19 protein-coding genes and 1 pseudogene are annotated in these 22,053 nt (G+C 74.6%); 11 read left to right on the top strand and 9 right to left on the bottom strand.

Annotated features, from left to right (window positions below):
* Window positions 1–10: 10 nt before the first annotated feature.
* Window positions 11–853 (bottom strand): nitrilase-related carbon-nitrogen hydrolase, encoded by an 843-nt coding sequence (locus ACIRS1_RS01580; RefSeq protein WP_360205310.1) that lies wholly within the window; start codon window positions 851–853, stop codon window positions 11–13.
* 489 nt (window positions 854–1,342) lie between these two features.
* Between ACIRS1_RS01580 and ACIRS1_RS01585 the strand changes: the two genes are divergently transcribed.
* The 10 genes from ACIRS1_RS01585 (at window position 1,343) to ACIRS1_RS01630 (ending at window position 13,648) form a co-directional block, all read left to right on the top strand.
* Window positions 1,343–4,675: a hypothetical protein gene (locus ACIRS1_RS01585; protein ID WP_402836299.1), complete on the top strand. Its 3,333-nt coding sequence runs from the start codon at window positions 1,343–1,345 to the stop codon at window positions 4,673–4,675.
* Between the two features lie 144 nt (window positions 4,676–4,819).
* Window positions 4,820–4,897 (top strand): putative leader peptide, encoded by a 78-nt coding sequence (locus ACIRS1_RS01590; RefSeq protein ID WP_107086570.1) that lies wholly within the window; start codon window positions 4,820–4,822, stop codon window positions 4,895–4,897.
* 195 nt (window positions 4,898–5,092) lie between these two features.
* Window positions 5,093–5,746 (top strand): cysteine dioxygenase, encoded by a 654-nt coding sequence (locus ACIRS1_RS01595; RefSeq protein WP_402835970.1) that lies wholly within the window; start codon window positions 5,093–5,095, stop codon window positions 5,744–5,746.
* On the top strand, window positions 5,740–6,138 hold the full coding sequence (locus tag ACIRS1_RS01600; RefSeq protein WP_360205304.1) for a rhodanese-like domain-containing protein: 399 nt from the start codon (window positions 5,740–5,742) through the stop codon (window positions 6,136–6,138). The genes ACIRS1_RS01595 and ACIRS1_RS01600 overlap by 7 nt, the downstream gene beginning before the upstream one ends.
* A 304-nt stretch (window positions 6,139–6,442) precedes the next feature.
* On the top strand, window positions 6,443–7,675 hold the full coding sequence (locus tag ACIRS1_RS01605; protein WP_402835972.1) for an ABC transporter ATP-binding protein: 1,233 nt from the start codon (window positions 6,443–6,445) through the stop codon (window positions 7,673–7,675).
* Window positions 7,665–8,333 (top strand): ABC transporter permease, encoded by a 669-nt coding sequence (locus ACIRS1_RS01610; protein ID WP_402835974.1) that lies wholly within the window; start codon window positions 7,665–7,667, stop codon window positions 8,331–8,333. Before ACIRS1_RS01605 ends, ACIRS1_RS01610 begins: the two co-directional genes overlap by 11 nt.
* Complete coding sequence (locus ACIRS1_RS01615) at window positions 8,330–9,007, top strand: ABC transporter permease (protein ID WP_402835976.1); 678 nt, start codon at window positions 8,330–8,332, stop codon at window positions 9,005–9,007. Before ACIRS1_RS01610 ends, ACIRS1_RS01615 begins: the two co-directional genes overlap by 4 nt.
* A gap of 37 nt (window positions 9,008–9,044) precedes the next feature.
* Window positions 9,045–9,998 (top strand): ABC transporter substrate-binding protein, encoded by a 954-nt coding sequence (locus ACIRS1_RS01620; RefSeq protein WP_402835978.1) that lies wholly within the window; start codon window positions 9,045–9,047, stop codon window positions 9,996–9,998.
* A 132-nt stretch (window positions 9,999–10,130) separates the two neighbouring features.
* Window positions 10,131–10,742, top strand: a complete 612-nt coding sequence (locus tag ACIRS1_RS01625; RefSeq protein WP_402835980.1) for a hypothetical protein — start codon at window positions 10,131–10,133, stop codon at window positions 10,740–10,742.
* A gap of 851 nt (window positions 10,743–11,593) precedes the next feature.
* Window positions 11,594–13,648, top strand: coding sequence for a glycosyl hydrolase family 18 protein (locus ACIRS1_RS01630; protein ID WP_402835982.1), 2,055 nt, complete (start codon window positions 11,594–11,596; stop codon window positions 13,646–13,648).
* A gap of 69 nt (window positions 13,649–13,717) precedes the next feature.
* On the opposite strand, the gene ACIRS1_RS01635 is transcribed toward ACIRS1_RS01630, so the two are convergent.
* The 6 genes and pseudogenes from ACIRS1_RS01635 to ACIRS1_RS01660 all read right to left on the bottom strand — a co-directional run bounded on the left by ACIRS1_RS01635 (window position 13,718) and on the right by ACIRS1_RS01660 (window position 19,913).
* Window positions 13,718–14,992 (bottom strand): multidrug effflux MFS transporter, encoded by a 1,275-nt coding sequence (locus tag ACIRS1_RS01635; RefSeq protein ID WP_402835984.1) that lies wholly within the window; start codon window positions 14,990–14,992, stop codon window positions 13,718–13,720.
* A gap of 327 nt (window positions 14,993–15,319) precedes the next feature.
* The gene (locus ACIRS1_RS01640; RefSeq protein ID WP_360205285.1) at window positions 15,320–15,802 is read right to left on the bottom strand and encodes a hypothetical protein; all 483 of its coding nucleotides are present in this window, start codon (window positions 15,800–15,802) and stop codon (window positions 15,320–15,322) included.
* A 423-nt stretch (window positions 15,803–16,225) separates the two neighbouring features.
* Window positions 16,226–17,158, bottom strand: coding sequence for an alkaline phosphatase family protein (locus tag ACIRS1_RS01645; RefSeq protein ID WP_402835986.1), 933 nt, complete (start codon window positions 17,156–17,158; stop codon window positions 16,226–16,228).
* Window positions 17,159–17,369: 211 nt separating this feature from the next.
* Window positions 17,370–18,176, bottom strand: a pseudogene (locus tag ACIRS1_RS01650) (ATP-grasp domain-containing protein); the annotation flags it as partial.
* Window positions 18,173–18,553, bottom strand: coding sequence for an ADP-ribosylation/crystallin J1 (locus ACIRS1_RS01655; protein WP_402835988.1), 381 nt, complete (start codon window positions 18,551–18,553; stop codon window positions 18,173–18,175). The pseudogene ACIRS1_RS01650 and the gene ACIRS1_RS01655, both read right to left, overlap by 4 nt.
* A gap of 181 nt (window positions 18,554–18,734) precedes the next feature.
* A complete protein-coding gene (locus ACIRS1_RS01660; RefSeq protein ID WP_387896882.1) occupies window positions 18,735–19,913 on the bottom strand; it encodes an acyl-CoA dehydrogenase family protein in 1,179 nt (392 codons plus the stop codon).
* Between the two features lie 89 nt (window positions 19,914–20,002).
* On the opposite strand from ACIRS1_RS01660, the gene ACIRS1_RS01665 reads away from it, so the two are divergent.
* Window positions 20,003–20,653 (top strand): GNAT family N-acetyltransferase, encoded by a 651-nt coding sequence (locus ACIRS1_RS01665; RefSeq protein ID WP_402835990.1) that lies wholly within the window; start codon window positions 20,003–20,005, stop codon window positions 20,651–20,653.
* Between the two features lie 170 nt (window positions 20,654–20,823).
* On the opposite strand, the gene ACIRS1_RS01670 is transcribed toward ACIRS1_RS01665, so the two are convergent.
* Together ACIRS1_RS01670 and ACIRS1_RS01675 are read right to left on the bottom strand one after the other, a co-directional pair.
* The gene (locus ACIRS1_RS01670; protein ID WP_402836301.1) at window positions 20,824–21,132 is read right to left on the bottom strand and encodes an AzlD domain-containing protein; all 309 of its coding nucleotides are present in this window, start codon (window positions 21,130–21,132) and stop codon (window positions 20,824–20,826) included.
* The gene (locus ACIRS1_RS01675; protein ID WP_402835992.1) at window positions 21,132–21,950 is read right to left on the bottom strand and encodes an AzlC family ABC transporter permease; all 819 of its coding nucleotides are present in this window, start codon (window positions 21,948–21,950) and stop codon (window positions 21,132–21,134) included. The genes ACIRS1_RS01670 and ACIRS1_RS01675 overlap by 1 nt, the downstream gene beginning before the upstream one ends.
* Window positions 21,951–22,053 lie beyond the last annotated feature (103 nt).

Below are 22,053 nucleotides of genomic sequence, written 5' to 3' on the forward strand. Positions count from 1 at the left end.
GCGGTGCTCCTCACGCCTCGGAGATCGGTCCGTAGGCGTCGGGCCGGCGGTCCCGGTAGAACTGCCACTGCTGGCGGACCTGTTCGATCAGGCCGAGGTCGAGGTCGCGGACCACGAGCTCCTCCTCCTTGTCGGAGGCGACGTCGCCGACGAACTGGCCGCGCGGGTCGACGAAGTAGGACGTGCCGTAGAAGTCGTTGTCGCCGTACTCCTCGGTGCCGACGCGGTTGATGGCGGCGACGAAGTACTCGTTGGCGACGGCGGCGGCGGGCTGCTCCAGCTGCCAGAGGTAGGAGGACAGGCCGCGGCTGGTGGCGGAGGGGTTGTAGACGATCTGCGCGCCGGCCAGGCCCAGGGCGCGCCAGCCCTCGGGGAAATGGCGGTCGTAGCAGATGTAGACGCCGACCCGGCCGACGGCGGTGTCGAACACGGGCCAGCCGAGGTTGCCGGGCTTGAAGTAGTACTTCTCCCAGAAGCCCTTGACCTGGGGGATGTGGTGCTTACGGTACTTGCCGAGGTAGCTGCCGTCGGCGTCGATGACGGCCGCGGTGTTGTAGTAGACGCCGGTCTGTTCCTCCTCGTAGACCGGGACGACGATCACCAGACCGAGTTCGCGGGCGAGGTCCTGCATCCGGCGGACGGTCGGGCCGTCCGGGACGGCTTCGGCCCAGCGGTAGTGCTCGGGCTCCTGGACCTGACAGAAGTACGGGGAGTTGAAGACCTCCTGGAAGCCGATGATCTTCGCGCCCTGGGCGGCGGCCTCGCGGGCGTACCGCTCGTGGAGGGCGATCATGCTCTCCTGGTCGCCGGTCCAGCGGGTCTGGACGAGCGCGGCACGGACGATCTGCGACATGGGTACCTCCGCAACTCCGCTGCCCGGCCGTGGGGTCGGGCCTGCGGTCTGAGGGTTGACGGGGCGGGTCTCGTCTGCGGGTCCCTGGGGATCCGCAGGGGTCTACGTGCGTAGAAAGCGACCTGTAGACCGTAGGCCGGGCCTCGGTGGCCTGACAATACGTCGGGGGCAATGCGTCTGGGGCGATCCTGTTGCGCGGACACGCGGATGGCCCTGGATGGGATGAAACGATCATCTACCCCGGGAGCGGGCTTCTTACTCATTCGAGTGAAACCGGGCACTCCACGTGCGGGATCAGCCACGGCCGGGTAAAACGCGGCTGGAAGCGGCTGCGCACCGTTATCCTCCGGGCGCGCAGCGCGACTCAGGGGCGGCAGCACAGCGGGGCGGCAGAGCGGCAGCACAGCGGGGCGGCGGTGCGGCTGCACCCGGGCGGGGCGAGGGGATCGACCGGGCGGATCGAGCGCGGGGAAGAGGCAGTTGAACGCAGTGGGGGAGGCGAAGGTGACGGCCACGGTGGAGCGCGGCCCCGGCAGGCTGCTCCGGTGGGCCCGGCGCGACGGCCACGCGGGGCGGCCGCCCGCCCTGCCCGCCTGGGCCGGTCTGCTGCTCTCCCCCGGCGCGCTGCTGCCGCTCGCCCTGGGCGTCCTGCTGTTCCGACTGCGGGCGCCCCGGGTGCGGAACGTCGCCCTCCAACTGGCCGGCTCCCGGGCGGCGGCCGAGTCCGTGGTCGGCGGGCGGACGGCGGAGTACCTGGCCGCGCTGCGCGTCGACGCCTGGCTCATCGCCGGGTACGGCCTGACCTCGACGGCCGTCGCCCTGCTCGGCGGCTACGTGTTCGGGCGGCCGCGCTGGCGGCTCACCGCGCTCGCCGCCGGCGGAGCCGGACTGCTCGCGGCCTGCTGCGACGCCGGCGAGGACGTCCTGCTCACCCTCGGCCTCGACGGCGGCCGGGCGGGCTCCGACGCCCCCTTCGCCGCCGCCACCGCCCTCGCCACCGTCAAGTGGCTGCTCCTGCTGCCCGCCGGGGTCGCGGCACCGGTCGTCCTGGTGGTGGTCGCCGCCCGGGCCCTGCGCGGGATCGGGCGGCGACGGGCCCGGCGGGGCCTGCCGCCCGAGGCGGCCGAGGCGGCCGACGCCGAAGCCACCGGGGCCACCGTGGACGCGCCCGCCGGTGCCGACGCCACCGACCGGCCGCTGCTGATCCCGCCCTGGCCGGTGGCCCCGCCGCACGCCCGGCACGGCGCGGCGCACCCGCCGGGCCCCGAGCCGTCCGGCTCCCCCGCCGCGGCCGGGCGCCACACGCACTGGCGCGACGGCTCCCGGGTGCCGCCGGGCCGCGAGCCCGCACCGCTCGGCTTCTGCGTCTCGGGCGGCGGGATCCGCTCGGCCTGCGTCACCCTCGGCGCGCTCCAGTCGCTGCGGCCCTGGCTCAAACGGGCCCGCTACCTGGTCTCGGTCTCCGGCGGCGGCTACACCGTCGGCGCGATGCAGCTCGCGCTCACCGACTCCGCTCCCGGCTGCCCGGTGCACGCCGTCTCGGGTCTGACGGCCGACACCGTGCTGGAGCCCGGCTCGCCGGAGGAGGACCACCTGCGCCGCCACGGCAGGTTCATCGCCGACGGCGCCGGCGAGTGGCTGGTCGCGCTCGGCACGCTGCTGCGCGGGGTGATCTCGGCGTTCGCCCTGCTGCTCGCCGCCGTGCTGGTGCTCGGCCTCGGGCTCAGCCGCTTCTACCACCTCGTGCCGCTCACCGACCTGGACGGCCTGGCGGCGGCCGGTCTGCGCAGGGCCGGCGCCGTACCGGGCCCGCTGGAGTTCCGGCCCCCGGCCGTCGCCGCGGTGGCCGGGCTGCTCGCGGCCGCGGCCGGGTGCTGGCTGCTCTGGCTGCTCGCCTTCCCGCCGCTGGGCTGGAGCGCGCTGCTGCCGCGCGCACTGCGCTGGCTCTTCCGCACCGCGCTGGCCCTGGCCGGCCTCCTGGCCGTCGGGGTGCTGGCGGTGCCCGGGCTGGCCTGGGGCGCGGTCAGCCTCCAGCAGGCGCTCGCGGCGGGCCCGCAGCTCACCGGTGCCGGGCTCAGCCTGACCGTTGTGCTCAGCTACCTGGCGCTGCTGCTCGGCATCCTCTGGCGCGACCGGCGGACGCTCCGCCGGGGCGCGGCCGCGCTCGGCGGGGCGCTGCGCGGCGCCGGGCGGATCGGCGGCGGACTGACCGCCAACCTGCCCCAGTACGTCATGGTCTGGGCTGCGCTGACGGCCCTGTCCGCGGCCGCCCTGCTCGCCCTGGGCTGGGCCGTCGCCACCGGGTACGCGTGGCCGGCGTCCGTCCAGGTGCTGCTGCCGCTGGTCCTCGGCGCCGTCGGGCTCAACCTCGACCAGACCTGGACGAGCCTGCACCCGTTCTACCGGCTGCGGCTCGCCTCGGCGTTCGCGGTGCGCCGGGTGGCGGAGGGCGGCCGGGTGCTGGCCCGCCCGTACGACTTCTTCCGGGAGCAGACGTGGCTCAGCCACTACGCCGCCCGGCACCCCGACTTCCCCCAGGTGATCTTCTCGGCCGCGGCCAACCTGTCCGGCAACTCCCGTACTCCGCCCGGTCGTCGGGCGGTGTCCTTCTCGCTCTCGCACGACTACGTCGGCGGCCCGGACGTCGGGTACGCGCGCACCGACGCGCTGGAGCGGCGCACCCGGCGGCACATCGCCCGGGACCTCACGGTGCAGTCGGCGATGGCGGTCTCCGGTGCGGCCTTCTCCTCCGCGATGGGCCGGCAGTCCCGCGTCTACCAGGGGCTCTTCGCGGCCACCAACGCGCGGCTGGGCACCTGGCTGCCCAATCCCGCGGTGCTCGGTCCGGCGTGGTCCGGCCCCCCGGACTGGCGCCGCCCGGCGCAGCCCGCCGTACGCCGCCTCCCCTACCAGCTGCGGGAGTTGACCGGCCGGTTCCCGGCGGACGACCGCTTCCTGCTCACCACCGACGGCGGGCACTACGAGAACCTCGGGCTGGTCGAGCTGCTGCGGCACCGGGTGCGGACGGCGGTCTGCGTCGACGCCAGCGGGGACTCCGGTCACGAGGACAGCCTCGCCGCCGCGATCACCCTGGCCCGCGAGGAGCTCGGCGTCGTCATCACCCTGCACCGGCCGGACCTGCTGGCCCCCGGCAGCGCCGCCGAACAGGCCGGGGACTGCCACGGCGGGCCGGGCGCACCGCCACCGGCCGGCGCGCTCGCGGCGCGCTACTCGGCCCGGGCGGTGATCACCGGGGACATCCTCTACCCCGAGCCGCTCGACGACCGGTCGGCCCCGGGCGGAGCACCGGTCGAGGCGGACGAACGGACCGGAGCCCGGGCCGGCACCCGGGACGGCGGCCGGCACGGCACGCTGATCGTGCTGCGCGCCGCCCTCACCGCCGACATGCCGTACGAACTGCACGCCCACGCGGCGGTCAACCCGGCCTTCCCCAACGACGGCACCAGCGACCAGTGGTTCGACCACCGGCAGTTCGACGCCTACCAGACGCTGGGGCGCTACCTCGGGGACCGGGCCGCGCCGGTGATCGAGGCGGCGCTGGCCGGGCACGCGGCAGCCGCGCACGGGGGCGAAGCCCGGGGCGGGGGCGCCGCCTGCCCGGGCGGAGCCGGGACCGTCCACGGGAGCGCGTACGGGGGTGAGGGTTTCGGCGAGCACGAGGGCGGGGCCGGCGAGCGGGCCCCGGCGGAGGCGGACGCCGGGGGCGCGGCCACCACCGGGTCGGTGCCCGCACAGCCGGCGCCACCGGTGCCCGCCGCGCCGGCTCCCCCCTCGGCCGGGGGCCCGACCGTCACCGGGTGACCGGACCGCCGGTCGGGCGGCGGCGGGGCGGGTGACACGCCTTCCGCCTTCACGATTGCCCTGGCCACCTCCCGGATTGCCCGGGCCACCTCGGAGATTGCCCTGGCTTGACTTCGTCCGGTTCGCTCGGGAAGGATCCGGCACATGGACTCCGGCGCCACTCTGGTTTGCCGCCTGCACGTCGATCTGCGACGCCAGGCGAGTTCCATCTGTGCCTGTTGACCTTGTTCCTTCCCGCCGGTCCCGCCCTGTGACGTCCGCCAGGGTCCGTGCCGCGCAGCCGCACCCGACGTTCTGATCCCCCGCCCCGCCCGGCGCACCCGTACGTGCCGTGCCGCTCCGTCGGCCCGCGCCCGCCTCGTCGCCGCCGGAGCAGGGCGCACCCGCCGACGTTCCCGCCGCACCCGAGGACGCCTCATGAGCCTGCACCTCGTACCCGACGACCCGACGACCACCCCCGACACCGGCACCGGGGCCACCGGCACCAGGACCGGCACCGTGACCGGCAGCGGCACCGTGCCGGTCCGCGCGGGCGTCCCCGCCACGGGGGCCCCGGCCTCCCCCGGCACCGCCGGCCCGGCGACCGCCACGGCCACCGCCCTCGAGGAGGCCCGCGCGCCGCTCACCCCGAGCGCGCTACGGGCCGTCGTCCGCGAACTGGCCGAGCAGCCCGACCAGTGGATCCACCTCGTCCGCCTCTCCACGGACGAGCGCTGGTACCAGCGCCTGCTGTCCGACGACGACCACGAGGTGTGGCTGATCAGCTGGCTGCCCGGCCAGTCCACCGGCTTCCACGACCACGGCGGTTCGCGCGGCGCGTTCACCGTCGCCCTCGGAGAGTTGGAGGAGCTGTCCCTGGGCGGGCCGGACCAGGGCCTGCTGATCCGCCGGATCCCGGCCGGAACCGCCCGCGCGTTCGGTCCCGAGTACGTGCACGACGTGCGCAACACCGCCTCGGGCCCGGCCGTCACCCTGCACGCCTACTCGCCCCCGCTGGGCACGATGGCGCACTACGACCTGCGGGCCGGAGGGCTCGTCCGCACCTCGACGGAAGGACCGGAGCAATGGTGACCACGATCGACGACCTGGTGGAGCGGGCCCGTGAGGGAGTCCACCGGCCGCGCGCCCGGGAGGCGTACCAGTCGCAGCTGGAGGGCGCACTGCTGGTCGACATCCGCCCGGCGGCGCAGCGGGCGGCGGAGGGCGAGATCCCCGGCACGCTGATCATCGAGCGGAACGTCCTGGAGTGGCGGCTGGACCCGACGGGCAGTCACCGGATCCCCGAGGCCTCGGGCTACGACGTCGAGGTGATCGTGGTCTGCTCGGAGGGGTACGCCTCCAGCCTGGCGGCGGCCTCGCTGCGGGAGCTGGGGCTGCACCGGGCGACCGACCTGGACGGCGGCTTCGTCGGCTGGGCGGCCGCCGGGCTGCCGACCCGTTCGAGCGGCGGGGCTGCCGGGTAGTCGGGGCGGTTTGGGCCCGCCCCGTCGGACGGGCGGGCTCCGTGCCGCCGGCCGGGTGGTAAATGAGAGACAGGAGATGACTCAGGTCATAGGCTGATCGGAGTTTCCGCCGGTCCAAAGCTGGGCAGCCACGCGGGCGGAAGAACGCCCGCACGGACGGTCCGACAGACGCGTCACCGGGGTGGCGGCCGACACGGCCTCCACCGACGTCGCCGCCGATTGTCGACAAACCGTCATCAACCGAAAGACCGAACGACCGAACAGGCGCCGCCTCCCCGGGGCGCCCTGACGAGGAAACCTCCCCGTGATCAGATTCGAGGGCGCCGGCAAGCGCCACCCCGACGGCACCATCGCCGTCGAGGGCCTGGACCTGGAAGTCCCGACCGGCCGGATAACCGTCCTGGTCGGACCATCCGGGTGCGGCAAGACCACCCTGCTGCGCATGGTCAACCGGATGGTCGAACCGACCTCGGGCCGGGTGCTGCTGGACGGCACGGACGTCGCCGAGCTGGAACCCGCCGGGCTGCGCCGCGGCATCGGGTACGTGATCCAGCAGGCCGGCCTCTTCCCGCACCGCAAGGTGATCGACAACATCGCCACCGTCCCCTACCTGCTCGGCTGGGACCGCAGGAAGGCCCGCGCCCGGGCCGCCGAACTGCTCGAACTGGTCGGGCTCGCGCCCGAGACCGGCAAGCGGTACCCCTTCCAGCTGTCCGGCGGCCAGCAGCAACGCGTCGGCGTCGCCCGCGCCCTGGCCGCCGACCCGCCGGTCCTGCTGATGGACGAGCCGTTCAGCGCCGTCGACCCGGTCGTGCGCGCCGGGCTCCAGGAGGAACTGCTGCGCCTGCAGTCCGAACTGCACAAGACGGTGCTCTTCGTCACCCACGACATCGAGGAGGCCGTCCGGCTCGGCGACCAGGTGGTGGTCCTGCGCGAGCAGGGCCGGATCGCCCAGCTCGCCGACCCGCACACCCTGCTCACCGCCCCCGCCGACGAGGGCGTCGCCGCCTTCCTCGGCCGCGACCGCGGACTGCGCGGCCTCGGCCTGCGCCCGGCGAGCGCCATCGACGTCCGCCCGGTGGGCGACGGGCTGCACCACGGCGGCTGGGAGCTCGCGCTGGACGACGAGCGCCGCCCGATCGGCTGGATCGACCGCGACGCCGTCACCGCCGAGCTGCACCCGGCGGCCGGGTACCGCCCGGACACCGACACCCTGCGGACCGCCCTGGACGCGGCCGTGCTCTCCCCCGCCGGGGTGGCCGTCGCCCTGGACCCGGACGGACGGGCCACCGGCACCGCGACGCGCGACGCCGTTCTCGCCGCCCTGTCGGCCCCCGGCGCTCCCGGCGCTCCCGGCGCTCCCGGTGGCCTCGGCACCCCCAGCGCTTCCGGTGCCCCCGGCACACCGGGGCCCGGCAGCACGGCGGCCGCCGGGGCGGCGAAAGCCGCCGGAGCTGCGGATCCGACGGGCCCCGCGGAACCGGCCGAAGGCGCCGAGCCGGCCCGCGCCGCGGACGGAGCCGACGGTGGACGGTGAACCGATCGTCCGCTGGTACTGGATCGGCGACCACCTCGGCTACCTCGGCGACCTGCTCGCCGACCACGCGGTGATCGCGCTCCTCCCGGTGCTCATCGGCCTGCTGCTGGCCGTCCCGCTCGGGCTGGCGTGCAGCCGCTTCCCGCGGCTGTACCAGCCGCTGGCCGCCGTCTTCAACGTCGTCTACGCGCTGCCCTCGCTGGCGGTGTTCGTGGTGCTCATCCCCTACACCGGTCTCGCCACCCAGGCGACCGTGATGATCCCGCTCACCTTCTACGCCGTCGCCGTGCTGCTGCCGACCACCGTGGACGGGCTGCGCGCCGTCCCGGACCCCGTCCGGCAGGCCGCGACCGCGATGGGGTACGGGCCGTGGCACCGGCTGACCGCCGTCGAGCTGCCCGCCGCCGTGCCGTACCTGATCGCCGGGCTGCGGGTCGCGGCGGTGTCCAGCATCTCGCTGGCCAGCGTGGGCGCCCTGGTCGGGCGCGGCGGGCTCGGCTACCTGTTCATCGACGGCTTCCAGCGCACCTTCCCGACCCCGATCGTGGCCGGCATCGCGCTGATCGCCGTCCTCGCCCTGGCTGTCGACCTGCTGCTGGTGGGCGCCCGGCGGCTGCTCACGCCGTGGGCCGTCCGGGAGAAGGGGGCGGGCTCGTGAACTGGCTGAGCTGGCTGGGCGACTTCTTCTCCGCCCCCGACCACCGCAGTGGTCCGGACTCGATCGCGCACCGGGTCACCGAACACCTGCTGCTCTCCGGCGAGGCTCTGCTGTGGGCGGCGCTGCTCGCCGTCCCGGTCGGACTGCTGATCGGCTACACCGGGCGCGGCGTCACCGTCGTCACCGCCTTCGCGGGTGCCGCGCGCGCCCTGCCGACGCTCGGACTGGTGACGCTGGCCGTCCTGCTGGCCGGGGTCGGCGACACGGCCGTCCTGGTCCCGCTGGTCGCGCTGGCCGCGCCGCCACTGCTGGTCGCCGCCGTCGAGGGGGTCCGCGGCACCGACCCGGACGTCCGGGACGCCGCGCGGGGCATCGGACTGACCCACCGCCAGGTGCTGTGGCAGGTCTGCCTGCCTTCGGCGGCGCCGACCCTGCTCGCCGGACTGCGCACCGCGACCGTCCAGGTGATCGCCACCGCCACGGTGGCCGCCTACGTCGGACTGGGCGGCCTCGGCCGCTACGTGATGGACGGGCTGGCCACCCGCAGGTACGCCGTCACCGTCGGCGGGGCGCTGCTGGTGGTGCTGCTCGCCGTCGGCGCCCAGGCCTTCTTCGCACTCCTCGCCCGGTACGCGCTCCCGCCCGGGATCCGCGCCCAGCGCCGGGCCCGCTGAACCCCGTTCCCACCCTTCCGGAAGGACACCTGTCACCATGTCGACACACCACAGAGGCCGACGCGCCGTCGTCCTCGGCACGCTCGCCGCGCTCGCCCTCGGCGTCACCGCCTGCGGCTCCTCCGGCGGCGACCCGCTCGGCGGCGGCTCCGGCGCGACCGCCTCCGGGAGCGGTTCCACCGGCGGCTCCGGGAGCGGCTCCGGGTCGACGGTGGTCGTCGGTTCGGCGAACTTCCCGGAGAACGTCCTGCTCGGCTCCATCTACTCGCAGGCGCTCAAGGCCAAGGGCGTGAAGGTCGAGGAGAAGTTCAACATCGGCAGCCGCGAGGTGCTCTACGGGCAGCTGCAGAGCGGCAACCTGACCGTCCTGCCCGAGTACAACGGTGCACTGCTGTCCTACCTGGACGCCAAGGCCACCGCCGTCACCAAGGAGGACGTGAACGCGGCGCTGACCAAGGCCCTGCCCGGGGCGCTGGCGATACTCGACTCCTCCCCGGCCGAGGACAAGGACTCGCTCAGCGTCACCCAGGCGACCGCCGACAAGTACAACCTCAAAAGCATCGCCGACCTGGCCGCCAAGGCGGGCGAGTTCACCATCGGCGGCCCGCCGGAGTTCAAGACCCGCCGCGAGCAGCAGTTCAAGGACGTCTACGGCCTGACGTTCAAGGAGTGGAAGCCCACCGGTGACACCACCGCGAACGCGCTCAAGGACGACAACGTCCAGGTCGGCAACGTCTTCACCACGGACCCCAAGATCGTCCAGCTGAAGCTCGTCCCGCTGGCCGACCCGAAGAACGCCTTCGGTGCGCAGAACGTCACCCCGCTGGTCAACAAGGCGGGCGTGGACGCCACGGCGACGGCGGCGCTCAACGCGGTGTCGGCCAAGCTGGACACCGCGGGTCTGACCTCGTTGATGAAGCGCGTCGCCATCGACAAGGAGGACCCGTCGGCGGTGGCCAAGGACTGGCTGAAGGCCAACGGACTCGGCTGAGCCAGGAGTCCGGAGCGACGGGACGGCGGCCCGGCGGCGGGCCCGGGGGCGATCCCCGGGCCCGCCTCCCGGGCCGTCGGCCGCCGCACGGGGATCTTCCCTTCGACGCCGCGAACATGACAGTGTGACGCCATGCGCACTCGTCTCCTCGCCGCCACCCTCACGGCATTCGCCGCGGTGAGCCTCGCTGCCTGCTCCAGTTCCGGAACGGGCTCCGGCACGTCCACCGCCGCGGCCGGCTCCCCCTCCACCGCCGCCACCACCACCGCGCCCGACGCCGCCTCGCCCGGCGCCACCACGGCGCCCACGGCCCCCGCGACCACCACGGCGCCCTCGGCCGGCGCCACCGACCAGGCCACCCCCTCGGCCGGCGCCACCGGGGCTCCCGCGCCCGCCACCCCCTCGGCGCCCGCCGCGGACGGCGGCTCCACCGCGGCCCCGGCCAAGCCCGCACCGCCCGCCGACGCCGGCCTGCCCGCCAAGCCGGACGGCGGCCTGACCGACAAGCTGGTGGCGGCACTGAAGGCGATCGACCCGGCCATCGTCGGCGACAAGCCCGACCAGGCCGTGGACCGGGCCCGCAACCAGTGCCAGGCCATGTACCAGTTCCCCAAGGACAAGGCGAAGCTGGTCGAGCTGGCCAACCAGCGCTTCACCTCGCCCGACCACCCGCAGGGCTTCGGGCCGGACACCGCCGCGAAGATCAACGACGCGCTGCGGGCCACCCTCTGCCCGCCGGCGTGACCCGCCGCGGAGCCTGCCGCGCGACCCGTCTCGCGACCCGCCGCGTGACCCGTCTCGCGACCCGCCGGCCCGTGAGGACCACCGGAACCGGCGGGACCGCCCCGGCGACGACACGCCCCGACCGCCCGGCGTCCTGAGCGCCGGGCCGCCGTGGGGGGGCCCCCCCCCCCGGGGGGGGGGCCCCGGCCCCCCCCCCCCCCCCCCCCGGGGGGGGGGGCCGGGGGGCCCCCCCCCGCCGCCCGGCCGCCCCCGGGGGGGCGGCGGGCCCCCCCCCCCCGGGGGGGGCCCCCCCCCACGGCCCCACCCCGCGCGCCCGCCTGCGGCGGAGCGCAGGCCTGCCTGCCCGCGCTGCCGGCTCCCCGCCACCCGCCACCCGCCGCCCGAGGTGCCGGGACGTCCCCTTGGGCCGCCACGGCCGTTTGCTGACGAACTGTTAGGGCTCTTGACAGACAAGTGGTCTAGTCCAACCATAAGCATGTCGATCCGACCGGGATGCACTGTGGGGGTGTGACCACCGGCGGCTGAGGCACTGCCCTGCCCTGCTCCGCTCCACCCCCGCACCGTCCGGCGCGCACGCCCGCGAACCGCCACCCGCCCCCGAGCGGGCCGGTGGGCCTCCGCGCGCCGACACGTCCCCTTGTCCCCGTGTATCCGCGTATCCGTGTCCACGCACCTGCACGTCCACGCACCCGCACGTCCGCACACCCTTGCGCCTTCCCGCCCGGACCGGCACGCCCGAAGCCGCCCGGCCGACCCCACACGGCCGCCGCGACCCGGCCGGACCGCAGGTCCTGGGCCCGCACCACTCCGCATCCCCAACGTCCCGCCCCACCAATAATGTTGGAGAACCCATGCGTCTACGCAGAACGATCCAGGCAGCCCTGACCGCCTGCGCCACCCTGGCCGCCTCGGCCGGCCTGGTCGCCGCCGGAACGGGCACCGCCCAGGCCGCGACCCCGCTCCCCAGCCGGGTCTTCGCCCCCTACTTCGAGTCCTGGACCGGGCAGAGCCCCGCCACCCTGGCCGCCCAGTCCGGCGCCAAGTACCTGACGATGGCCTTCCTCCAGGCCGCCACCAAGGGCTCCTGCACCCCGTACTGGAACGGCGACACCTCCAAGCCCGTCTCCAGCTCGACCTTCGGCGCCGACATCGCCGCCATCCGCGCCAACGGCGGGGACGTGATCCCCTCCTTCGGCGGCTACACCGCCGACAACACCGGCACCGAACTGGCCGACAGCTGCACCGACGTCAACCAGATCGCGGCCGCCTACGAGAACCTGATCACCACCTACGACATCAGCCGGATCGACCTCGACATCGAGGACAACTCGCTGACCAACACGGCCGGGATCGACCGCCGCAACAAGGCGATCAAGGTCGTGCAGGACTGGGCCGCGGCCAACGGGCGCAACGTCCAGTTCTCGTACACGCTGCCGACCACCACCAGCGGGCTGGCCTCCAGCGGCCTCGCCGTACTGAAGAACGCGGTCACCAACAACGCCCGGATCGACGTCGTCAACATGATGACCTTCGACTACTACGACAACGCCGCCCACGACATGGCGGCCGACACCCAGACCTCGGCGCAGGGCCTCTACAACCAGCTCGCCAAGCTCTACCCGTCCAAGACCCCCGCACAGCTGTGGGGTTCGATCGGGATCACCGAGATGGTCGGCATCGACGACTTCGGCGCGGCCGAGACCTTCACCGTCGCCAACGCCACCACCGTCTACAACTGGGCGGTGTCAAAGGGCATCAACACGCTGTCCTTCTGGGCGCTCCAGCGCGACAACGGCGGCTGCCCGGGCAAATCCGGCGACGACTCCTGCTCCGGGATCAACCAGAACACCTGGGACTTCACCCACATCTTCGCACCGTTCACCAGCGGCTCGACGGTGAGCAACGACTTCTCCGTCGCGGTCAACCCCAACTCGGCCACGGTCAGCGCCGGTTCGTCGACCTCGGCGGCCGTCGCCACCGCGGTGACGGCGGGGTCGGCCCAGAGCCTCACCCTCTCGGTCAGCGGCGCCCCGACCGGCGTCACCGCCACCGTCACCCCCGGCAGCGTCACCGCCGGCACCGGCGCCACCCTCAACGTCACCACCACCGCGGCCGTGGCGCCCGGCGTCTATCCGCTGACCGTCACCGGCAGCGCCGCCTCCGGCAGCCACAGCAGCGTGTTCACCCTGAACGTCACCGGCACCCAGCCGGGCAACGACTTCTCCGTCGCGGTGAACCCGAACTCCGGCACCGTCGCGGCCGGTTCGTCCGCCTCGGCGGCCGTCGCCACCGCGGTGACGACGGGTTCGACCCAGAGCCTCACCCTCTCGGTCAGCGGCGCCCCGACCGGCGTCACCGCCACCGTCACCCCCGGCAGCGTCACCGCCGGCACCGGCGCCACCCTCAACATCGCCACCACCGCGGCGGCCGCCGCGGGCACCTACCCGCTCACGGTGACCGCCAGCGGGCCGTCCGGCAGCCACACCGCCGCCTACACGCTGACCGTCACCGGAACGACCCCGCCGACCGGTCTGGTCAACGGCGGCCTGGAGAGCGGCAGCCTCGCCCCGTGGACCTGCCAGAGCGGCGGCGCCGTGGTCTCCACCCCGGCCCACTCCGGGTCCTACGCGCTGCAGGCGGCGGCCACCGGCGGCCAGACCGGCGAGTGCTCGCAGACCGTCACCCTGAAGCCCAACACCAGCTACACGCTGAGCGGCTGGGTCCAGGGCAACTACGCCTACCTCGGCGTCAGCGGCGGGGCCACCGGCAGCACCTGGGCGAACGCCACCGGCTGGACGAAGCTGACCGTCCCCTTCACCACCGGCGCCTCCGGCACCGTCACCGTGTACCTGCACGGCTGGTACGGCCAGGGGAACGTCTACGGGGACGACTTCGCGATCGCCTGACGATCACCTCACGGGTGACGGATAGCGGATAACAGATTTCAGATGACAGCTGACAGATTTCATCATCTGTCAGCTGTCATCTGTTTGCGCCTTCGGCGCCCGGCACAGCGTCAGATAGGTCACCGTGGCCAGCACCCCGCAGGCCAGGACGACCACGGCCAGCAGCACGGCCGACGGCTTCCCGCCGAGGCTGCTCAGCGGCGCGACCACCGCCCCGGACAGGAAGTTCCCGGTGCCGAGCAGCGCCGAGGCCGTCCCCGCGGCCGGCGGCTCCACCAGGCTCAGCGCCTGCGCCGCCGTGTTCGGCAGGAGCACGCCCATGCTGCCCATCATCACGAACAGCGGCGGGCAGAATCCGAGCAGACCGGAGTCCCAGACCGTCGTCGTCAGCACCAGCACGGCGCCCGCGGCCACCGCCGTCCCGAGCGCGGCCAGCATCAGCGCCCGCGCCGTGAAGCGCTTCGCCAGCACCCGCCCGTTCAGCTGGGTCATGACGACGATGGCCAGTGAGTTCGCCCCGAACAGCAGGCTGTAGGTCTGGGGCGAGACCCGGTACACGTGCTGCAGCACCGTCGACGACCCGCTGATGTAGCCGAACAGCGCGCCGTACGCGAAGGCGCTGGTCAGCGCCACCCCGAGGAACGGCAGGTCGCGCAGCAGCCCGCCCATCGTGCGCAGCGCCGCGCCGACGCCGCCCCCGTTGCGGGCGTGCGGCGGCAGCGTCTCGCGCAGCGCGCCGAACGCGACCAGGGTGAGCAGCAGTCCGAGCGCGGTGAGCGCGCCGAAGGTGCCGCGCCAGGACGTGAACCGCATCAGCTGCGCGCCCACGATCGGGGCGAGGATCGGTGCCAGCCCGGATATCAGGGCGATCGAGGCCAGGAAGCGCAGCATGGCGACGCCCTGGAAGCGGTCCCGGGCGACGGCCCGGCCGATCACCAGTCCGGCGGATCCGGCCGCGCCCTGGACGAAGCGGGCGACGATCAGCACCGTCAGGCTCGGCGCGATCGCGCACACCACGCTGGCCAGGGTGAAGAGGGCGAGTCCGGCGAGCAGCGGCGGGCGGCGGCCGAAGCGGTCGCTGAGCGGTCCGAAGAGCAGCTGACCGGACGCCACGCCGAACATCGAGAAGGTGAGGGTGAGCTGGACGGCGGCCGGGTCGGCGGCCAGCTCCTGCGCGATGTCGGGGAGCCCGGGCAGGTAGAGGTCCGTGGTGAGCGGGCCGAGCGCGACGAGACCGCCGAGGACGGCGACGGTGGCCCGGCCGGTCCCGCCCCGGTCGGTGGCGGTCGTGGCGGAGGTGGTGGTCGACGTGTCACCGGCGGGGCCGACGGTCGGGCCGGGCATGGGGCTCCTCACGGAACGGGGGCGGGGCGGGACAGGGGGCGGGACGCGTTCGTCCAGCTCCGTCCTATCGCAGCCCGGGGCGCCTCCGACAGCGGGGGTCCACCAGGTGGTTCAGCGTCGGCCGTGCTCAAGGCCCCCGAGCGGCGTCCGCGCCGCCGCCGTACGGCCTGCGGTGGGCCTGCGGACGGTCTGCACACGGCGACGGCCCGCCGCGCACGGGGGTGCGGGACGGGCCGGTCGGGGAAGGACGGTGGGCCGGTCGAGGGGCGACCGAGTCCCGGTGGGGCCGTGGAGCCGAGGGGCCGTGCAGCAGAGGAGTCCGGCGGGTCAGTGCTTGGTCGGCCGCTCGGCGCGCAGCGCCGCCTGGACCGCCGCGCCGTCCTGCCACGCGTAGAGCTGGTTGCCGGTGAGGGTGACGTTGTAGTGCCCGCAGGTCGCGCTGGCCTTGGCCGCGACGCCCTCGGGGAACCAGCCGGCCTTGAGCGTCACGGGCACCGAGTGCGCGGACCTGCCGGGCATGCCCGTGGTGCAGCCGACGGGCAGCCGGCCGTCCGGGAGGGTGGCGCGCAGCAGGCGGTCGTCACCGGTCGTCGACATCAGGTACTGCACCGCGGAGGCGTTGTCGGGCAGCCAGGTGGGCATCGAGCGGCGCTCGGCCTTGGCCTGGCTCCCGCTCGCGAAGGAGGCGTGCTCCTGGTGGCGCCCGTCGTACCACTCGGACACCCGCGGGCCGACTGCCACGGCTGCCACGGCGACGGCCATGCCGGTGCCCGCGACTCCCAGCGCGACCTTGCTCACGATGCCCTTCATGCCCGTCTGCCCTCTCCGTGTCCGTTGCCTTTGCGGTGCCGGTCGCCGTGTCGGTGACCGCCCCCGGCCCGGTCCGCGACGTCCGCCGCCCGGGTGTATCCATCGTGGCGTGCGCCGCCCGGCCGGAGCGTCACCACCAGGTCGAGATCTCGCCTCCATCCCACGGGGTACGGTCTCCACCTTCAGAGGTATGTCCGGCGGCCGGGTCTCAGGGGTAGGCCGCCCTCGTGGTGGTGTCCTGCGGCGGTCGGGCCTTGCCGGGGCCCCGATCGAGCGTCACTCAGGTGCGGCTCCGGCGCAGCCCGGTGTGCTGCACCCGGGGGGCGGCGCGGGGTTTCTGAGGTGGCGTCCGGGTCGTTCCGGCGGGCCGGTCTGAGGCTCCGTCCGGGGCGGACTGAGGGGTGGGGCGGGGTGCCGCCCCACTCAGACCGTCACGGGCTCCGCTTGCGTCACGGGCGTCACGGGCTCCGCGGGGGCCGCGGGGGCCGCGGACACCGGTCGGGCGAGCGGGAAGGGCCGGCCGTCGAGGGTCCAGTGCGGGTCGATGGGGCGCAGCAGGGAGGCGTACACCTGGGCGGCGACGTCCGGGTGGCGGATCTCCCCGGTGGGCGGACCGGCCGGGACGTCGTGCCCGGCGCAGGCGACCCAGGCGGTGCGCTCCTCGGGGGTGCGGCCGCCGTGCCCGCCTGCGTCGACGTGCCCGTGGTCGGTGACGACGATGACGGTCCACTGCTCGTCGGCGTGGGTCGCCCGGCCGCGGACGGCGTCGAGCAGCCGGCCGAGGCGCGCGTCCGCGGTGCGCATGGCCGCGCGGTACTCCTCGCCGCAGCCGAGGAAGTGGGCGGTCTCGTCGACGGCGCCGAGGTAGACGAAGGAGGCCTCCGGGTCGGCGGTGGACAGGACGTGGACGGCCTCCCGGGTGACCTCCTCGTCGACGGTCTCCCATGCCTCGGGGGTGTCCTCCGCCGGGGATATGTAGGAGAGCCGGCCGGGGGCGCGGAACAGCGGGCCGCCGGACTGGTTGATCGCCAGAGGGTCCCAGCCGGCCGCGACGAAGGTGCGGCGGCGGTCACCGCGGGCGAGCCGGGTCGCGAAGTCGGGGAAGACGTCGAGCCGGTTGCCCGCGAGGTGGTTGCCCCAGACGCCGTGCTTGGCGGGCTCGACCCCGGTGACGATGGTGGCCCAGCACGGTCCGGACATGGTGGGCGTGGTGTCCGCGACGGTGACCGGCACCAGGAAGCCGGCCTCGGCGACCTCCTGGAGCCGGGGCATCGGCACGTGCTCCAGGTAGTCGTGGCGGACACCGTCGATCCCGACGACGAGCACACGGGGGCGGGGCCACTGGGCAGCGGACATGGCGGGGCTTCCTTTCGGTCGTGCACACCCGGCCGCGCCCGCCGAGGGCGCCGCCGACCGCGCCATGTTTCACCTCCCGCCGTACCGCCGGGCGTCCGCCTGCCGAACGCCGGGTGTCCGCCAGGTGCCAGGCGGCGGTACGGACGAACCGGCGGTCGGCCGCGGCGAGTTCCGCGGCCGGTCCGGCCGCGCGCAGCACCACGTCCAGGACGCGGTCCGGGTCGGCGGCGTAGCAGTGCGCGAACCACGGCATGTTCGCCTCGACGACGGCCCAGTGCACGGCCGGGTCGTAGGGGTCGGCGATCGGGCCGACGTCCAGGACGACCGCGCTCGGCAGGGTCTCGCCGACGTCGGCGAGCAGGCGCCGGGCGAAGGCGGTCGCCCCGGCGTCCAGCGGTGCGGGGTCGAGCCGTCCGAAGCGGGCGTAGCGGCTGCCGGTGAGCACCTCGCCGTCGCGGACGAACAGCCGGTACTCGGCGGCGAAGGTCACCGGCTCGCTGACCAGGACGGGCGTGTCGGGGCCGATCCGGTCACCGGTGCGCGGCAGCCGGGTGCCGTCCGGGTAGACGGCGGGCGGGATCGACTTGTCGGCGGGTGGCTTGACGAACGCCGGACGGCGCAGCGCCCACGCCTCGGCGAGGGTGGTGAGTTCGATCCGGCGGCGGGTGTACTCCGCGGGCAGGCGGGTGAGCCAGTCGTCCTCGGGTTCGAGCAGGGCGAGGCCGAGCGGGCCGGCGACCCGGGCGGCCGCGAACGGGCCGCCGTACCAGTGGAGGGGTCGCCCGGCGAGGCGCTCGACGGTCGCGGGGCCGTCGAGGACGGCGGTGGCCAGACCCCGCCCGGCGGCGGCCTCGACGAGCAGGGCGGTGGTGCTGGTCCGCTGGGCGGAGGTGAGCAGCACGCGGCCGGGCCCGGTCTGGCCCGCCGTAGCCCGGCCCGTCACGGAGCGGCCCGTCACGGAGCGGCCCGCCGCCGCTTGGCCCGTCACCGCCCGACTCGTCACGGAGCGGCCCGTCACGGCTGGGGGTGGAACGTGTGGACGACCTCGATGCGGCCGACGATGTTCCGGTTGAACTCGGCCAACTCCTCGGCCGGCACCCAGAGTTCCAGGATCGTCCGGCCGCCCGCCTGCTGCACGGGGTAGCGGGCGAGGAAGGCGGTGTCGACCTCGAAGCGGGTCACGTAGCCGACGCCGGAGGCCGGGACGTTCCAGTCGCGGGCGATGCGGATCGCGTAGTCCTCGTTGAGGACGGGGTAGAAGATCGGCTGCTCGGGCAGCCGGGGCGGCCAGGCACGCCGGCCGGACGCCTCGACCAGGGCCAGTTCCTCGGGGCCGGTCGGGCGCCAGAGGGTGGTGGTCGGGGCGGTGCCGCTCGTGGTGGGCCGGTTCTCCATGGCCGGGACGGTAGCCGGGCCACGGCGGACCCGGCCACCGGATTTCCCGGCGACCGGGTTCCCAGCGGCCGGGTTCCCCAGCGGCCTGGGCGGACCGCGGACGCCGAGGCGCGCCCCGAAGGCGTACCAGAGGCGCACCGGGCGCCGGAGTACCCCGGCACCCGGGACGGCCGGCGCCGGGTCAGCGGTACGCGGACTCGCCGGTGATGGTCTCGCCCAGCACCAGGGTGTGGATCTCGCTGGTGCCCTCGTAGGTGAGCACCGACTCCAGGTTGTTGGCGTGCCGGAGGACCGGGTACTCGGTGGTGATGCCGTTGGCTCCGAGGACCGTCCGGGCGCTGCGGGCGATCTCCAGCGCGGTGCGGACGTTGTTCAGCTTGCCGAAGCTGATGTGCGGCGGGCGGGCGGCGCCCTCCTCCTTGAGCCGGCCGATCCGCAGGGCGACCAGGTAGGCCTTCTCGACCTCCAGCATCATCTCGACGAGCTTCTGCTGGGTGAGCTGGAAGCCGGCGATCGGGCGGTCGAACTGGATCCGGGACTTCGCGTAGTCGAGGGCCGCGGTGTAGCAGTCGCGGGCGGCGCCGACGGTGCCCCAGAGGATGCCGTAGCGGGCCTCGTTGAGGGAGGAGAGCGGCCCGCGCAGACCGGTGACGCCGGGCAGGACGGCGTCGGCCGGCAGGACCACCTCGTCGAAGGCGAGTTCGCTGGTCACCGAGGCGCGCAGGGAGAGCTTGCCGTGCACGTCGGTGGCGGTCAGACCACGGGCTCCGCGCTCGACCAGGAAGCCCCGCACACCCTCCTCGGTCTGCGCCCAGACGACGGCGACGTCGGAGATGCTGCCGTTGGTGATCCACATCTTGCTGCCCGACAGCACCCAGTCGCCGCCCTTGCGCACCGCCCGGGTGCGCATGTTGGCCGGGTCCGACCCGAAGTCGGGCTCGGTGAGGCCGAAGCAGCCGATCAGCTCACCGGCGGCCATCCCGGGCAGCCACCGCTGCTTCTGCTCCTCGGAGCCGAACGCGTGGATCGACCGCATCGCGAGCGAGCCCTGGACGGAGACGAAGCTGCGCAGCCCCGAGTCCGCGGCCTCCAGCTCCATACAGGCGACCCCGTACGCGACCGCCCCGGCGCCGGCGCAGCCGTAACCGTCGAGGTGCATCCCGAGCACGCCGAGGGCGCCGAGCTCGGGGGCCAGCTCGCGGGCCGGGAAGACGCCGCGCTCGAACCAGTCGCCGATGTGCGGGCGGATCCGTTCCTCGGTGAACCGGCGGACGGTGTCGCGGATCAGCCGCTCCTCGTCGGAGAGGAGGTCGCCGACGGCGAGCAGGTCGGACGGGTCGATCCGGGTCGGCTTCGTCATTGAAGCTCCTTGTAGTCTCGGCGGAGTACCGGCGAGTATTCCGCACCCGGGAGGGCGGCGGGCGGGCGCGAACGAGTGAGGAAAGCGACATGGACGGCGGCAGGCCCGCGGGCGCGGAACACGGCCGGCGGGGCGGCCCCGTCGGTGGCACCGCGGGCGGCGACGGCAACGGTTCCGCCGGCGGGGTGGGCGGCGTGCGGTACGCGGTCGGCCGGGTGACGGCGGAGGAACTGCCCGGTGCGGCGGAGGAGCTGGCCGCGCTGCTGGCGGACACCGTCCGCGGCGGCGCCTCGCTCGGGTTCCTCGCACCGCTGGGGCAGGCCGAGGCCGTCGCGTGGTGGCGGGCGCTCGCCCCGGACCTCGAGACCGGACGGCTGCTGCTGTGGACGGTCCGGGCGGTGGACGGCGGGCGGCTCGCCGGGACGGTCCAGCTGCGGCCCGCGGCGACGGCGAACGGCCGGCACCGCGGCGAGGTCGCCAAGCTGATGGTGCATCCGGAGCACCGCGGGCAACGGCTCGCCGGGCGGCTGCTGGCGGCCCTGGAGGAGCAGGCGGGCGAGTTGGGGCTGCGACTGCTGGTGCTGGACACCGAGACGGGCAGCCCGGCGGAGCGGATGTACGAGGCGGGCGGCTGGACCAGGGTCGGCTCGGTACCGGACTACGCGACCGATCCCGCCGGCGTCCCGCATCCGACGACGATCTTCTTCAAAGCCCTGGGCGGTGGTCCCGCGGTCAGCTGACGGATGACGGATGACGGCGAACGGATGACGGCGAACAGATGACAGATTTCAGATTTCGAAATCTGTCATCTGTCATCTGTTCGCTGTTCGCCGTCATCCGTTCGCTGTCGGGCTCGTCGAAGCCCGCCCGGGCGCGTGCGACCGTCACGCCTCCCGGTCCGCGCAGTCCGTCACGCGACCCCGCACAGCCGGAGCAGCGCCGTCGTCGCCGCCCCCGCGACGACCACCAGCGGAAACGGAGCCCGGCGAAGCGCGAGCACTCCGGCGACCAGCACACCGGCCGGACGGGCCACGCCCGCGAAGCCGTGCCCCTGCGTCAGGGCCCCGGTCGCCACCAGAGCGACCAAGAGGACGGCCGCCGCCACGGCGAGCAGGTGCCGCAGACGCTCCGAGAGTGCGAGCCGGTGGCCGAGGAGCGGCCCGGCCAGACGGAAGGCGTACGTCCCGACGGCCAACAGCAGGACGGCGTACAGCGGCATCATCGGACTTCCTCCTTCTCGGCCGCGCCGACGTTCGCCGCCACCGCCGGCACCCCGCCTGACGCCCCACCCGAGGCCCCGCCCGGCGCCGTCGGCACCACCGACTCCGACGCACCGGCCTCCGACCCCCCGACCTCCGACACACCGGGGGCTCCGGGCCCTCCGGCGAACAGCAGCCCCACCAGGGCGAGCAGGACGGGCAGCCCCGCCGGGACGAACGGCGTGGCGGCGACGGCCACGACGGCGCCCACGACGGCCGCGGTGCGGGTGCGGCGGTCGGCGAGCGAGGGCAGGACGAGTGCGAGCAGGACGGCAGGGAAGGCCGCGTCGAGTCCCAGCGCGTCCGTGTCGCCGATCAGCCCGCCGGCGAGGGCCCCGAGCAGCACCGAGACGTTCCACACCAGGTACAGCGCGACGCCACAGAGCCAGAACGCGGCCCGGCGCCGGCGCCCGTCGCCCTGGCGCAGGACGAAGGCGGCACTCTCGTCGGTGATCAGCTGGGCCCCGAACAGCCGCCGCCACAGGGGGCCTTCGAGCGCGTCGGCCACGGTGAAGCCGAAGGGCAGGAGCCGGGCGTTGAGCACCAGCCCGGTGGCGACCGCGGCGAGCGCGCCGCCGCCGGAGAGCACCACACCGACGGCCGCGAACTGGGATCCGCCGGCGAAGACGAGGACGGAGAGGGCGATCGGCACCCACAGGGGCAGGCCGCCGGAGACGCTGATCGCGCCGAAGGAGGCGCCGACGAGGGCGTCGGCCAGGCAGACCAGAGCGATGTCACGGAGGGTGGCATGCTCCAGTGTTCGGAGGAGCGAACGCATGTCCATCAGAGTGAACCCACCCGGCCGGGTTCGTCAAGCCGAACGAATGAACCGACAGAGCGAACGCAGGTGCCGGAGGCAGCCGCCGTCGACAGTGGCAGCA

The sequence above is a fragment of the Kitasatospora sp. NPDC101176 genome (assembly GCF_044768035.1).
Classification (GTDB): Bacteria; Actinomycetota; Actinomycetes; order Streptomycetales; family Streptomycetaceae; genus Kitasatospora.